The sequence below is a fragment of the Rhizobium binxianense genome (assembly GCF_028994275.1).
Classification (GTDB): Bacteria; Pseudomonadota; Alphaproteobacteria; order Rhizobiales; family Rhizobiaceae; genus Rhizobium; species Rhizobium binxianense.
This window is the reverse complement of sequence record NZ_CP118713.1, coordinates 1,954,870-1,967,489: the sequence shown is the minus strand read 5'-3', so window position 1 is coordinate 1,967,489 and position 12,620 is coordinate 1,954,870. Positions and strand designations below refer to the sequence as shown.

Below are 12,620 nucleotides of genomic sequence, written 5' to 3'. Positions count from 1 at the left end.
AAGAAAGACTTAGAAAGCACTTGCTGAACTAGCGAGGAGGCGGGTTTTCCTTCAATCAGATGGAGAGCCGGCTGAGGAACTGGGCGAAGACCATCGTGCCTTCCGGCCAGGGGCCATGACCGGAATCAGCGTTGATATGACCGGCTTCCCCGGCATCGACGAGGAAGGAGCCCCAGCTGCTGGCGATTTCGTCGGCATGTTCGTAAGAGCCGAACGGATCGTTGCGGCTGGCCACCGTGATCGAGGGGAAGGGCAGCGGATCGCGCGGATAGGGTCCGAAGGTCATCAGGTGCTTCGGGCGGATGTTGGGATTGGCGACATCCGGCGGGGCAACGAAGAAGGCGCCCGCCACCGGCTTGCGGAAATGCGGGATGGCATGAATGGCCGAGGCCACGCCGAGCGAATGGGCGACGAGGATGACCGGGCGGGTCGAGGCGTTCACCTCCTCGGCGATACGGGCGATCCAGTCTTCGCGGACCGGCTTCGTCCATTCGGCCTGTTCGACGCGCCGCGCCGTGCTGAGTTTTGCCTCCCAGCGGCTCTGCCAGTGGCTCGGGCCGGAATTGGTGTAGCCGGGGATGATGAGGATATCTGCGTCTGAGGCTTTCATAGTGCCGCCGATGTGAGAAAGCTTGCCCAAGATGTCAAGAGGGGATGTGAAAGGGAGAGAGCGACACGGGCGCTGAGCTTTGCTATATTGCTCCAGTGCCGGTTGCGGATTTCGTGTCGGCTTGCCCGCCGATGCGCGTCCGCCGCCGACCAGGTCTCGGCTGAGGAGGAGAAAGCCATGGCGGCATTTCATGTCATGACGGGTGCTGGCGAAAGCTTCGCGCGGCCCGTGGTCAATCGCATCGGTATCGCCGACGTCTTCGACGCGCTGAAGCGCGGATACGAGGATTTTATGGAGAAACCGTCCCATTACGTGTTCCTGTGCCTGATGTATCCGATCGCCGGCGTCTTCCTGACGCTGTGGACCTCGGGCGCCAACCTCCTACCGATGGTCTTCCCGCTTATGGCGGGTTTCGTGCTGATCGGCCCGATTGCAGCGATTGGCCTCTATGAAATCAGCCGCCGGCGCGAGGCCGGCCTCGACACGTCCTGGACGCATGCGCTCGACGTGCGCCATTCGCCGGCGCTGCCATCGATCATCGCGGTCGGGCTGATGCTTTGCGGCCTTTTCGTCGTCTGGCTGGTGACGGCGCAGACTCTCTACAGCAATCTGCTCGGCGAAGTGTTTCCGCGCAGCATGGCGGATTTCTTCCGCCAGGTCTTCGGCACGCCCGAAGGCATGCAGTTGATCATCTGGGGCAATCTGATCGGCTTCGTCTTTGCGCTCGTCGTGCTGGCGATTTCAGTCATCACCTTTCCGCTGTTGCTCGACCGTGATGTCGGTGCCGTTTCCGCCGTCGTCGCCTCGATCCGCGCCACGGTCGCCAATCCGGTGCCGGTGCTGCTCTGGGGCCTCATCGTCGCAGCGCTGCTCGTCATCGGTACGATCCCGGTCTTTGCCGGGCTTGCGCTCGTCATCCCGATCCTCGGCCATGCGACCTGGCATCTCTATCGCAAGCTGATTGCGCGGGAAGCCGCGTAATCGCAAGTGCGTGCCCCCGGGAATCTCGGATCCCCGGGGGAACCTCAAGCCGGCCTCGGCGTTTTTAGAAAGCGGAGTTCGAGGAAGGATTCAGAGGTTACGATGAAGCATCTGTTCGCCCACTTCGCGACCAAGACATCGGAATGGGCAGGCAAACCCGTCATCTTCATTCTGGCGCTGACCGCCGTCATCCTCTGGGCCTTACTTGGCCCTTTCTTCGATTATTCGGAAACCTGGCAGCTGGTCATCAATACCGCCACAACGATCGTCACCTTCCTGATGGTTTTCGTGCTGCAGAACGCCCAGACGCGTGACACAAGGGCGATCCAGGCCAAGCTCAATGAAATCATCCTGACGAGCCATGCCGAGAACCGTTTCATCGGCATCGAAAATCTCGATGAAGAGGAGTTGAAGCGTCTCGACGAGTTGGTCGCCAAGGCCGCCAAGGGCCGGGGCGAGACGGAGGTATGTAGGACAGAGGAAGTGGTGAAAGCGGCGCCGTTGAAAAAGGCGGAGGCACGCAAACGTTCTGTGGTTGCTAAAGCGCCGAAGCAAAAACAGCGGCCGCTTGAGAAAAGCTGAACATCAGGCTGCGACTAAGGGGAAAAGCCACCCGACAGATTCTGACGGAGAGGTATGCCGGCAGAAAAACGGCGCCTGCAAGGGCGCCGCCGTATCGTTTATTGCAGATCGTTCACGCCTCGCCAAACACCCGCCGGAAGATCGTGTCGACGTGTTTGGTATGGTAGCCGAGATCGAACTTCTCCCGGATGTCTTCCTCCGAAAGCGCCGTGCGGACCTCCGCATCCGCCAGCAGCTCCTCCAAAAAATCCTTGCCCTGTTCCCAGACCTTCATGGCATTGCGCTGGACGAGGCGATAGGCATCCTCGCGGGAGGTGCCGGCCTGGGTCAGCGCCAGGAGGACGCGCTGGGAGTGGACGAGGCCGCGGAATTTGTTGAGGTTCTTCTCCATATTCTCGGGATAGACCAGCAGCTTCTCGATGACGCCGGCAAGCCTGGACAGGGCGAAATCGAGGGTGACTGTGGCATCGGGGCCGATCATGCGCTCGACTGAGGAATGCGAGATATCGCGCTCGTGCCAGAGGGCGACGTTTTCCATCGCCGGCAGGGCGTAGGAGCGGACCATGCGGGCAAGGCCGGTCAGGTTTTCGGTCAGAACCGGGTTGCGCTTGTGCGGCATGGCCGAAGAGCCCTTCTGGCCGGGCGAGAAATATTCTTCGGCCTCCAGCACCTCGGTGCGCTGCAGGTGGCGGATTTCGGTCGCCAGCCGCTCGATCGACGAGGCGACGACGCCCAGGGTGGCAAAATACATGGCGTGGCGGTCACGCGGGATGACCTGGGTCGAGACCGGCTCGGCCTTCAGGCCCAGTGCTGCGGCGACATGTTCCTCGACGCGCGGATCGATATTGGCGAAGGTGCCGACGGCGCCCGAGATGGCGCAGGTCGCGACTTCCTCGCGGGCGGCGACGAGGCGCTGGCGGCAGCGCTCGAATTCGGCATAGGCCAGCGCCAGCTTGACGCCGAAGGTCGTCGGCTCGGCATGGATGCCGTGCGAGCGGCCGATGGTGACGGTGTCCTTGTGTTCGAAGGCGCGGGTTTTCAGCGCTGCGAGCAGGCGGTCGAGATCGGCGATGAGGATGTCGGTGGCGCGTACCAGCTGGACGTTGAAGCAGGTGTCGAGCACGTCGGACGAAGTCATGCCCTGATGGACAAAGCGCGCATCCGGGCCGACGATCTCGGCGAGATGGGTGAGGAAGGCGATGACGTCATGCTTGGTGACGGCCTCGATCTCGTCGATGCGGTTGACGTCGAAGGTGGCGGCGCCGCCTTTTTCCCAGATCGTCTTTGCCGCCGATTTCGGGATGACGCCGAGCTCGGCCAGCGCGTCGCAGGCATGCGCCTCGATCTCGAACCAGATGCGGAACTTGGTTTCGGGAGACCAGATGGCGACCATTTCAGGCCGGGAATAACGCGGGATCATGGGCGGCTGCCTTCACTTCAAAGAGGATTCATCGAGGTTAGCGCCCCTGTAGCAAAGACCGGCGGCAATCTCAACGCATGCGTTTGGCAAGATGATAGCTGCTAACGACAAGGCAGACGAGGCCGAGCGGCAGGAAAAGGCGCAGGCCGATCACCAGGAACTGGTAGACGGCGCTGATACTGGTGAAGACGAACTGGAAGGCCCAGACGAAACTGCCGAAGGGGGCGTGCCAGCGCGAATAGAAGAGCCGGTATTCCATGGCGAAGAGAAAGGCAGTCATCAGGATCGTCGCCGCGGTCAACGTCACGAAAAATGCGGCAAAACGCGCTTCCGGCGCTCGGTCATAGGCAAAGAAGCGGGCGACCGGCAGGGCGAAGGGCCAGGAGAGCAGGCCGCCGAGGAAATAAAGTGCGGCGATCTCGGCCAGCCGGCTCGTCTGCAGTCCGTTGCGGAGATAAAGGCCGAGCATGGCGGCGGCGAGCATCTGCATGCCCCAAAGCAACGCGCCGGCAATCAGATCGGGGTAGGGCGGCTTTGCAGCTCTTAGACGATCCATCCTGGCAATCCGTCTCCGGCAATCCGGGTTCAGGGATGAACCGGAACGGCGATCCAGCGTCCGTTTCTTGCCGCATCGAAGGCGAGGACCAGGGCGATGTGAACCGGGTTTGCGCCCTCCGGCTGGTAGACCATGGCGCCGCCGATCCGGTATTCTACCGAACAGATGCGCTCGGCCGGAACCGTCGTTGCCTGGCGCGCGGCCTGGCGGTTCGGAGCGCCTTCCTTCTCGATCATCTGCAGGCTGAAACCGATGACGCGCTTGTCGAGCGCCGTGCAGTCCTTCGATGTCGGCACCGGCATCTCACCCAGCGAGAGCGTATAGGGCGATTTCGGCGGACCATCGGTCGCAAGTGTGGTGTAGCGGATCGTCTTCGTCGGCGAGCCGAGTTCGGTCGGCGGATTGAAGGCCGCGATCAGGCCGGGATTGGTCAGGAGATCGTATTTGTCCATCTGGCTGCGCGCCGCCGTCAGGTTCTGCCGCCGCGCCTTGGAAAGATTGGCATCCTTATCGGTCAGTTCGGTGCGGAAGGGCGTGCCCTCGATATACTGACCGCTGTCGGTATCGACGAAATAGGTGTTGGAGTAGGGGACATTGCCGCTCTCCTCCTTGATGCCGAATTCCTGAAATCCGAAGACCTTGCCGTCGGCCGAGAAGCCGAGCGGCTGGATATTGGCGATGTCGCCGGCAAGTGACAGGCCGGGCAGGCCGGCAAGTGTGGCGGCAAACACGCCGCCGATAATCAGACGTTTTATCATGTTCGTGCCCCCTCGGCTGCCTGACGCAGATCGGCGACGGTCCGGCGATAATCCTCGACCGTATCGCCCTTGAAAATGGCCGAGCCGGCGACGAGGACGTTGCCGCCGGCGCGCGCAATCGCCGGCGCCGTTTCCACCGTGACGCCGCCGTCGACCTGAAGTTCGATCGGCCGGTCGCCGATCAGTGACTTCGCCGCGGCAATCTTGGCCGCCATCGCCGGAATGAACTTCTGTCCGCCGAAACCGGGATTGACCGACATGATCAGGATGAGGTCGACATCGTCGAGCACGTTCTCGATGGCGCTGAGCGGTGTCGCCGGGTTGATCGTCACCCCGACCTTCTTGCCGAGATTGCGGATGGTCTGCAGCGAGCGGTGCAGATGCGGCCCGGCTTCGGCATGGACGGTGATCCGGTCGCAGTCCGCCTTGGCGAAGGCTTCGAGATAATCGTCAACCGGCGAGATCATCAGATGGCAGTCGAAAGTGGCTGATGTATAGGAGCGCAGTGACTTGATGACGTCGGGGCCGAAGGAGATATTCGGCACGAAATGCCCGTCCATCACGTCGAGATGGATCCAGTCGGCGCCGGCGGCCGTCACGTCGCGCACCTCCTCGCCGAGCCTGGCGAAATCCGCCGCGAGGATCGAAGGGGCAATGCGAATGGGCAGCGTCATCAAATCTCACTCCGTATGGGCTGCCATTTGACCGTGGCGGCCGGATTCAAGGCTGGCGCGCCGCCGCTCATTGCGTCGGCCCGGCAGGTGGAAAAAAGCCGTTGCCCCGCCATTCGAGCAGGCGGTAGGGGTTTTGCGAAAGCTCATGCGCGTCGGTGAAGGCAATAGGGCCGACCGGCGTCTGGAATGTCGTGCCGAGAAGCGTCTCCTGCAGCGGCTTGCCTGCCGCAGCGGCGGCTTCCGCGGCCTGGCCGGCAATGCGGGCCGCGGCCAGCGACGGCAGGACATAACCTTCCGGCTCGATGCCTTTGCCGCGCAGCGTCTCGGCCGCAGCTGCGCCCTCCTGAAGCAGGGCATATTCCGGCAGGGCGACGGCGCGCACGCCTGTACCAAGCGGCAGCGGCTGGTCGGCGGCGCGCATGGCATCGCCGCCGAGAATGGAGAGCGGGATGTTCTCTGCCTTGGCGTCGCGGGCGATGACGGCGACATCGTTGCGGTCGCCGCCGATGAAAACCCTGGTAGCACCGGCCCGTTTCAAACGGCGGACAAGGGCAATCTGCTGCTCCTGTCCCGGCCGATAGGTGTCGGTAAAGACCGGCTTCAGGCCGTTCTGCTCCAGCGCATTGCGCACCGCTTCCGTCAGTTCGCGGCCATGGATGGTGCCGTCCTCGATCAGGGCGATCGGATCGGCCGCCCAGTCCTTGAGGATCACCTCGATGACCTTTGCCGCCTCGGTGCCGTCGGCGGGCGCCAGGCGGAAGAGCGGCCAACCGTTTTTCAGCGCATCCTCCATCAGGATGCGGGAGCGCACCGAGACGGTGATGGCGGGGATGCCGGCGTCCTTCAGCTTCGGCAGCGCGCCTTCCAGCGTCTCGCTGCAGAGAAAGCCGACTGCGACCTGCACCTTGGCATTGACAAGCGCATCGGCAACCGCGGCACCGCTATTCTCCTCGCAGGTCTCGTTGACGGCGACGAGGGTGTTTCCGGACTGCTGGATCTCGAAACCGGCGCCGGCGGCAATCTGGCTGCCGAGCAGGGCGAGCGAACCGTTCTGAGGGGCGACAACGCCGATCGTCACGCCGGCCGCATGGCCCGGCACCGCCGCTCCCAGCAGCGTCAGAAAGGCTGCTATGCCACGCAGGTTGATCATGAAAGGCGGAGATCCCTAGCCATCGTCCATGCCCTTTTATCCGCAAGGCCGCAATCGTCAAAGAAAAACAAGCGTAACGCAGCGCTTTTCACCCCTCCTATTGTAGAAAAGGTAACCGATGCTCGCCATATTGGCGCGATAGCAAGACGCTGCAGGCATGTAAAACCGCGGACGGAGAAGCAGGTGTTGAACAGGCAGCATATCGACCCCGGCCTTTATCGCGACGCCATGAGCCGTTATGCCGGCCATGTGCAGCTCGTGACGACGGCTATGGAAGGCTTGCGCCGCGGCGTCACCATCACGGCCGCCTGCTCGGTCTCGGACAATCCGGCCTCGGTGCTGATCTGCCTCAACAACACCAATCCGAAGAACGAGATCTTTTTCCGCAGCGGCATCTTCGTGCTCAACACGCTGGGCGCCCATCATCAGGGCGTTGCCGACGCCTTTTCCGGGCGCACGTCGCTTGCCGATGACGAGCGTTTCGCCAGCGCCCGTTTCGAGACGCTCGTCACCGGCGCGCCGGTGCTCGCCGATGCGCTCGCTGCTTTCGATTGCCGGGTGACCGACATCAAGGAAATGCCGACGCACAATGTCATCTTCGGCGAGGTTGCGGCCGTCCGCTTCAGCGAAAAGCATCCGGCGCTCATCTATATGAACCGGGATTATCACGCGCTTTGATCGGGGCGGCCGGAATTTCGGGAGGAACAGAATGGACAATGCCGGGATCGAGGAAATGTTTCAGGGGCTTGGCCCCGTCACGGTCAAGCGCATGTTCGGCGGCAAGGGCATCTATCATCTCGGGCGCATCATCGCGCTCGAAGTGCGCGACGAGATGCTGCTGAAGGCGGACGAGACGAGCGCCCCGGAATTTGTCGCCGCCGGCGCCACGCAGTGGACCTATGAGGGCAAGAAGGGCAAGCCGGTGAAAATGCCCTACTGGTCGATCCCCGACGAGGCCTATGACGATCCCGATCTGATGGCGAAATGGGTGCGGCTTGCCTATGAGGCATCGCTTCGCGCCGAATGACTATTCGCTTCGTTTGCTCGCCGGCAAGGCTGCTATTGCCGCCTTGGTGAAGGCTGACAGCGGTTCCGGCAAATCTGTCAGGGGAAACCAGCCGAAATCCGACAGCTTGTCCGGTTCGGTCAATTGCGGCTCACCTTCGACATCGCGGGCGAGATAGAGAAGCGAAATCCAGTGCTGGCGGTCAGTATCGATGATCTGCTCGGTCATGCCGATGCGCTCGATGCGGCCGATCTTGAGGCCGGTTTCTTCTTCGGCCTCGCGGCGTGCGGCTTGCTCGGCCGGCTCCATATGATCGACCTTGCCGCCGACGATATTCCAGTAGCCGGCTTCAGGCGGGCGCATGCGCTTGTAGAGAAGGATCCTGGCGTCGCGCAGAATCACCAGGCCGACGCCGAAGCCCCGAAAATCGAGACCGGGCCTGGCCATTGGATGCTCAGACCTTGGCGCTGCCGGCGATCAGCATGAAGGCGGGGATATCGTCGCCGAAGCCGACCGGGGTCGGGCCGTCATCATGGTCGCGATGGCGGCGGCGGTCGCGGCTGTCGTCGTTTGCCGGATAAGGCCGGCTGTTGCGCGCATTGTTTTGCGGCTTCTGCTCTGCTTTGCGCTCGTTCTTCACGATGTCGGCCTTTACTGGTGCTGCCTGAATCACTTGGACGTCAGTATCCTGTATGTCGTTATCAGATTTATGACCCGCGGCGCTGCGATTGCCGCGCCCGCGTGCGCGATCCCGCTCGCCTCGTTCACCCTTTGCGCCACGCTCGCGGCTGTTGCGCCGCGGGCGCTCGCTGTCGGCGCTTTCTTCTGCCGGCGGCAGGGAGTTCACATCGCCGCTCAGCCATTCGACCTTTTCGCCGATCAGCTTTTCGATCGCATCGACGAATTTGGTGTCGCGCTTGGTGACGAGCGTGAAGGCGGCGCCTGAGCGGCCGGCACGGCCGGTGCGGCCGATGCGGTGAACGTAATCTTCCGAATGGATCGGCACGTCGAAATTGAAGACGTGGCTGACATCGGGAATGTCGAGGCCGCGGGCTGCGACGTCGGACGCAACCAGCAGCTGGAGATTGCCGTCACGGAAGCTCTGCAGCGTCATGGTGCGGGAGCGCTGATCCATGTCGCCATGCAGGGCGCCCACCGAGAAGCCGTGGCGCTCCAGCGACCGGAAGAGATCGGCCACATCCTTCTTGCGGTTGCAGAAGACGATGGCGTTCTTGAGTTCGGTCTGGGCCCGGACGAGTTCACGCAGAACCGCGCGCTTCTCGTAATCCTTGCCGTGCGAGGCGACGAAGCGCTGCGTCACGGTCTTTGCCGCCGATGCGGGCTTTGCCACCTCGATGCGCTCGGGATTCTGCAGGAAACGGTCGGCGAGCTTCTGGATCTCAGGCGGCATGGTTGCCGAGAAGAACAGCGTCTGGCGGGTGAACGGGATCATCTTGGCGATGCGCTCGATATCGGGAATGAACCCCATGTCGAGCATGCGGTCGGCCTCGTCGATGACGAGGATCTCGACGCCGCTCATCAACAGCTTGCCGCGCTCGAAATGGTCGAGCAGGCGGCCGGGCGTGCAGATCAGCACATCGGCGCCGCGCTCGAGCTTGCGGTCCTGGTCCTCGAAGGAAACGCCGCCGATCAGCAGGGCAACGTTGAGGCGGTGGTTCTTGCCGTATTTTTCGAAATTCTCGGCGACCTGGGCGGCGAGTTCGCGCGTCGGCTCGAGGATCAGCGTACGGGGCATGCGGGCGCGGGCGCGCCCCTTCTCCAGAAGCGACAGCATCGGCAGAACGAAGGATGCCGTCTTGCCGGTGCCCGTCTGCGCGATGCCGCAAATATCGCGACGCTCGAGCGCAAAGGGAATGGCTCCCGCCTGAATAGGCGTGGGGATCGTGTAGCCCGCGTCGGTAACAGCGGATAGCACTTTTTGGCTCAAGCCAAGGTCAGCGAATGTCGTCAAAGGGAAAACTGTTTCCGTTCCGGTTCGGCCGAGCTCTGAACGAGTCGGCGGGATTGCATGCCGCAATGCAGCGCGACATAACCCTGAATGGCCGGCAAGTCAAGAAATAGAGAGGCCGCACCCCGTGTAGAGTGAAGCGATGGTTACCTGACGGCCATTACTTGATATAGGTGGCGAGTTTAAGGCCGGCATTCATGAAATATACTGGATCGACGGCGTGGCCGTCCTGGCGCACTTCATAGTGCAGGTGCGTCCCCGTCGAGCGGCCGGTACTGCCGGCAAGGCCGATGACGTCGTTGCGGCCGACCGTGTCGCCGACCTTGACCAGCACCTCTGACATATGCCCGTAGCGCGTCGAGATGCCGTTGCCGTGATCGACTTCGACCATGTTGCCGTAGCCGCCGGTCCAGCCGGCCGCAATCACCTTGCCGGGGGCGGTCGGGCGAATCCTTTCGCCCGGCGAAAAGCGGAAGTCGATTCCGGAATGGAGCGCGAGGCGGCCGAGGAAAGGATCACGGCGATTGCCGAAGGGGCTGGTCACTTCCTTGCCGACGGCGGGATTGCGGAAGGGCAGGGATTCGGCAGCGCTGCGCACCGCTTCGAGCCTCGTCAGGGCGCCGTCGAGCGCAACCAGAGAATTGTTGAAGTCGTCGTTGCTTTCAGGCTCGACATAGGGGCCGCCGACGGCATCATCATCGTCTTTTCTAGCAGCGGTCTCTGCCGGCATCGGGATCTTGAAGCGGGTCAGCACGGTCGCAATGGCATTGGCGGCATTGCCGGCATCGCTCGTCAACTGCTCGACGCGGTTGCGCTGGTCTTGTTCGACACCCTTCAGCGACAGCGTCACCTTGGAGAAGATCCGGTCGGCGCGGTCGCCGACGGTTTCAGCGGACGGCACGTAGGCAAGCGTCGAGTTGTCGGGCGTCGCATCGGCGGGTGGGCCGCTCGCCAACTGTTTCTCGATCGCCTCGATGCCGCCGCCGCTCAGCGAAGCGCGCTTGTCTTTGATGTCAGGGGCAAAGGACTGGACGGGTGAAGACGGGGCGCTGTCCTTGTCGGTCAGGCCGGAGCTTTCGGCCCGGTCGAGCAGATTGTCGAGCTTGCCGTGGCGCGAGGTCAGCGCCATTTGCTGTTCCATCAGCTTGTCCACCTTATCATCGACCACCTGCTGGTCGAGAAGCTGGCGGGACGTGATGCGGTCGACCTGAGCGCGAAGGGCGGCGATGCGATCCTCATAGTCGTGCTGCATGCGGGCTTGCCGCGCCATGGTGGCGCCGATCAGATCGTCGCGCAGCACGAGATAGGAGGTGGCCAAGAGGTAGCCGATCGAGAAGACGCCGACGAGGCAGAAGGCAAGGGCTGCCATCCATGGCCGGACCGTCATGTGACGGACCTTGTCGCCGCTGGCCAGGATGAGGATATGTTCCTGCGCCGGCCTGCCGAATACCCGGTGCTGATGTCCGCTGTTCACGCAGGCTCTCCCGATTGATGCTCTACGCCTCTTTCGGAAAATTAGACACGCTTATGGTTAATGAATGCTTTCATTGCACTCGCCGGATCATAAATTTCAGGGACTTCACGCGTGGCTGATCGATGCCAGCGCGCGGTAGAAGGACGGCGTCAGCCCGGCCTCGGCGCGGGCGAGATCATTGAAGGGCGGCTTCAGCGGCCCGCGGAAATTGGCGCGCACCAGCTCCTGGAAGGCCTTTGCCGGGTCACGCTTCTCTCGCGCGCAAAGAAAGCGGAACCATTTGGCGCCGACGGCGACATGGCCTTTCTCGTCGTTGTAGATGACGTCGAGAACAGCGGCACTTTCGAGATCGCCGGTCTGGCGCATCTTTGCCTGCAGTGACGGCGTGACGTCGAGGCCGCGGGCTTCGAGAATCAGCGGCACGACGGCGAGCCTTGCCGTCAGATCGTTGCGCGTCGAATGGGCTGCCTGCCAGAGCCCGTCATGGGCGGGAAGATCGCCGTAATCGGCGCCGAGATCCTTGAGGCGGGCGCGCACCATGCGGAAATGCTTTGCCTCTTCGAAGGCGACCTGCATCCAACCGTCGAAAAAGGAGTTCGGCACCTGCTCTGTCGCGAAACGGGCAACGATATCGAGCGCCAGATCGACGGCATTGAGCTCGATATGGGCGATGGCATGGAGCAGGGCGATCCGGCCTTTCAGCGTATGCAGCGAGCGCTTTTCGACCTGGGTCGGCGGCGTCAGCACCGGCCTGTCAGGATGGCCGGGCCTCTCGGGCAGGGCGGGATCGAGCGGCGAGCGCAGCGACACCCGGCGTTCAAACCAGCGGGTGGCGCTTTCCTGCGCAAGCGCCGTCTTGTGGTCGAGATCGGCGGAAGAGATCGCCTCGATGGCGCCGCCGCGCAGCGATGTTATCGCGAGATGCCCGGTCACGCCGCCAGATTCCGCACGGCCTCGAGCACGGTTTCGGCATGGCCCTGCACCTTCACCTTCTGCCAGATGGTGGCGATCGTGCCGTCCTGGCGGATCAGGAAAGTGGTGCGCTCGACGCCCATGAAGTTGCGGCCGTACATGCTCTTTTCCTTCCAGACGCCATAGGCCTGCAGCGTGGTCTTTTCCTCGTCCGACGCAAGCGCCACCGAAAGGCGGTGCTTCCTGATGAACTTGTCATGGCAGGCAGCCGAATCGGGTGACATGCCGATGACAGCAGCACCGGCCGCCTCGAACTCGCTTGCCAACGCGGTAAAAGCCAATGATTCAGCGGTGCAGCCGGTCGTGTCGTCCTTGGGGTAGAAGAACAGGACGAGCGGCCTGCCGTGGAATTCGGCCAGCGAGACACGGCCGCCGCCGTCGCGGGGAAGGTTGAAATCAGGAGCCGTGGCGCCGATGCCGGGAACCGCCATAGGGAAAACCTTTCTTTTGCCGGGTTTGTGGATGACA

At 62.7% G+C, this 12,620-nt stretch carries 15 protein-coding genes; 4 read left to right on the top strand and 11 right to left on the bottom strand.

All coding sequences use genetic code 11. The annotated features are described in order from the left end of the window. Window positions 1-55 precede the first annotated feature (55 nt). Window positions 56-610 (bottom strand): RBBP9/YdeN family alpha/beta hydrolase, encoded by a 555-nt coding sequence (locus PO860_RS09835; RefSeq protein ID WP_097619594.1) that lies wholly within the window; start codon window positions 608-610, stop codon window positions 56-58. 177 nt (window positions 611-787) lie between these two features. Here PO860_RS09835 and PO860_RS09830 point away from each other — a divergent pair, with 177 nt between their 5' ends. Further along, on the top strand, window positions 788-1,591 hold the full coding sequence (locus PO860_RS09830) for a DUF2189 domain-containing protein (protein ID WP_097619595.1): 804 nt from the start codon (window positions 788-790) through the stop codon (window positions 1,589-1,591). A 102-nt stretch (window positions 1,592-1,693) separates the two neighbouring features. Then, window positions 1,694-2,173, top strand: a complete 480-nt coding sequence (locus PO860_RS09825; protein ID WP_183607197.1) for a low affinity iron permease family protein — start codon at window positions 1,694-1,696, stop codon at window positions 2,171-2,173. Between the two features lie 112 nt (window positions 2,174-2,285). On the opposite strand, the gene purB is transcribed toward PO860_RS09825, so the two are convergent. The 5 genes from purB to PO860_RS09800 all read right to left on the bottom strand — a co-directional run bounded on the left by purB (window position 2,286) and on the right by PO860_RS09800 (window position 6,731). Beyond that, window positions 2,286-3,593, bottom strand: coding sequence for an adenylosuccinate lyase (gene purB, locus PO860_RS09820; RefSeq protein WP_097619597.1), 1,308 nt, complete (start codon window positions 3,591-3,593; stop codon window positions 2,286-2,288). A gap of 70 nt (window positions 3,594-3,663) precedes the next feature. Beyond that, window positions 3,664-4,149 (bottom strand): hypothetical protein, encoded by a 486-nt coding sequence (locus tag PO860_RS09815; RefSeq protein ID WP_183607199.1) that lies wholly within the window; start codon window positions 4,147-4,149, stop codon window positions 3,664-3,666. A 29-nt stretch (window positions 4,150-4,178) separates the two neighbouring features. Further along, window positions 4,179-4,907 (bottom strand): DUF2259 domain-containing protein, encoded by a 729-nt coding sequence (locus tag PO860_RS09810; RefSeq protein ID WP_097619599.1) that lies wholly within the window; start codon window positions 4,905-4,907, stop codon window positions 4,179-4,181. Next, window positions 4,904-5,581, bottom strand: a complete 678-nt coding sequence (rpe, locus tag PO860_RS09805) for a ribulose-phosphate 3-epimerase (protein ID WP_275038274.1) — start codon at window positions 5,579-5,581, stop codon at window positions 4,904-4,906. The genes PO860_RS09810 and rpe overlap by 4 nt, the downstream gene beginning before the upstream one ends. A 67-nt stretch (window positions 5,582-5,648) precedes the next feature. Then, window positions 5,649-6,731 carry an ABC transporter substrate-binding protein gene (locus tag PO860_RS09800; RefSeq protein WP_272782496.1) on the bottom strand — a complete coding sequence of 361 codons (1,083 nt, stop codon included), beginning with the start codon at window positions 6,729-6,731 and terminating at the stop codon, window positions 5,649-5,651. Between the two features lie 183 nt (window positions 6,732-6,914). Here PO860_RS09800 and PO860_RS09795 point away from each other — a divergent pair, with 183 nt between their 5' ends. Beyond that, on the top strand, window positions 6,915-7,409 hold the full coding sequence (locus PO860_RS09795; protein ID WP_183607202.1) for a flavin reductase: 495 nt from the start codon (window positions 6,915-6,917) through the stop codon (window positions 7,407-7,409). 31 nt (window positions 7,410-7,440) lie between these two features. Beyond that, on the top strand, window positions 7,441-7,758 hold the full coding sequence (locus PO860_RS09790; RefSeq protein WP_183607203.1) for a TfoX/Sxy family protein: 318 nt from the start codon (window positions 7,441-7,443) through the stop codon (window positions 7,756-7,758). On the opposite strand, the gene PO860_RS09785 is transcribed toward PO860_RS09790, so the two are convergent. The 5 genes from PO860_RS09785 to PO860_RS09765 all read right to left on the bottom strand — a co-directional run bounded on the left by PO860_RS09785 (window position 7,759) and on the right by PO860_RS09765 (window position 12,583). Continuing rightward, window positions 7,759-8,184, bottom strand: coding sequence for an NUDIX domain-containing protein (locus PO860_RS09785; RefSeq protein WP_275038273.1), 426 nt, complete (start codon window positions 8,182-8,184; stop codon window positions 7,759-7,761). It lies immediately after the preceding gene. A gap of 7 nt (window positions 8,185-8,191) precedes the next feature. Next, window positions 8,192-9,709: a DEAD/DEAH box helicase gene (locus tag PO860_RS09780; RefSeq protein WP_272782499.1), complete on the bottom strand. Its 1,518-nt coding sequence runs from the start codon at window positions 9,707-9,709 to the stop codon at window positions 8,192-8,194. Between the two features lie 157 nt (window positions 9,710-9,866). Continuing rightward, window positions 9,867-11,180 (bottom strand): M23 family metallopeptidase, encoded by a 1,314-nt coding sequence (locus tag PO860_RS09775; protein ID WP_275038272.1) that lies wholly within the window; start codon window positions 11,178-11,180, stop codon window positions 9,867-9,869. Window positions 11,181-11,285: 105 nt separating this feature from the next. After that, window positions 11,286-12,113: a ferritin-like domain-containing protein gene (locus tag PO860_RS09770; RefSeq protein ID WP_275038271.1), complete on the bottom strand. Its 828-nt coding sequence runs from the start codon at window positions 12,111-12,113 to the stop codon at window positions 11,286-11,288. Continuing rightward, window positions 12,110-12,583 carry a peroxiredoxin gene (locus tag PO860_RS09765; protein WP_183607208.1) on the bottom strand — a complete coding sequence of 158 codons (474 nt, stop codon included), beginning with the start codon at window positions 12,581-12,583 and terminating at the stop codon, window positions 12,110-12,112. Before PO860_RS09765 ends, PO860_RS09770 begins: the two co-directional genes overlap by 4 nt. Between the last annotated feature and the right edge of the window lie 37 nt (window positions 12,584-12,620).

Excerpts from the sequence above, each read along its gene's own strand:
- PO860_RS09835 (WP_097619594.1), bottom strand. The coding sequence starts at position 610 with ATGAAAGCCTCAGACGCAGATATCCTCATCATCCCCGGCTACACCAAT.
- PO860_RS09830 (WP_097619595.1), top strand. The coding sequence starts at position 788 with ATGGCGGCATTTCATGTCATGACGGGTGCTGGCGAAAGCTTCGCGCGG.
- PO860_RS09825 (WP_183607197.1), top strand. The coding sequence starts at position 1,694 with ATGAAGCATCTGTTCGCCCACTTCGCGACCAAGACATCGGAATGGGCA.
- purB (WP_097619597.1), bottom strand. The coding sequence starts at position 3,593 with ATGATCCCGCGTTATTCCCGGCCTGAAATGGTCGCCATCTGGTCTCCC.
- PO860_RS09815 (WP_183607199.1), bottom strand. The coding sequence starts at position 4,149 with ATGGATCGTCTAAGAGCTGCAAAGCCGCCCTACCCCGATCTGATTGCC.
- PO860_RS09810 (WP_097619599.1), bottom strand. The coding sequence starts at position 4,907 with ATGATAAAACGTCTGATTATCGGCGGCGTGTTTGCCGCCACACTTGCC.
- rpe (WP_275038274.1), bottom strand. The coding sequence starts at position 5,581 with ATGACGCTGCCCATTCGCATTGCCCCTTCGATCCTCGCGGCGGATTTC.
- PO860_RS09800 (WP_272782496.1), bottom strand. The coding sequence starts at position 6,731 with ATGATCAACCTGCGTGGCATAGCAGCCTTTCTGACGCTGCTGGGAGCG.
- PO860_RS09790 (WP_183607203.1), top strand. The coding sequence starts at position 7,441 with ATGGACAATGCCGGGATCGAGGAAATGTTTCAGGGGCTTGGCCCCGTC.
- PO860_RS09785 (WP_275038273.1), bottom strand. The coding sequence starts at position 8,184 with ATGGCCAGGCCCGGTCTCGATTTTCGGGGCTTCGGCGTCGGCCTGGTG.
- PO860_RS09765 (WP_183607208.1), bottom strand. The coding sequence starts at position 12,583 with ATGGCGGTTCCCGGCATCGGCGCCACGGCTCCTGATTTCAACCTTCCC.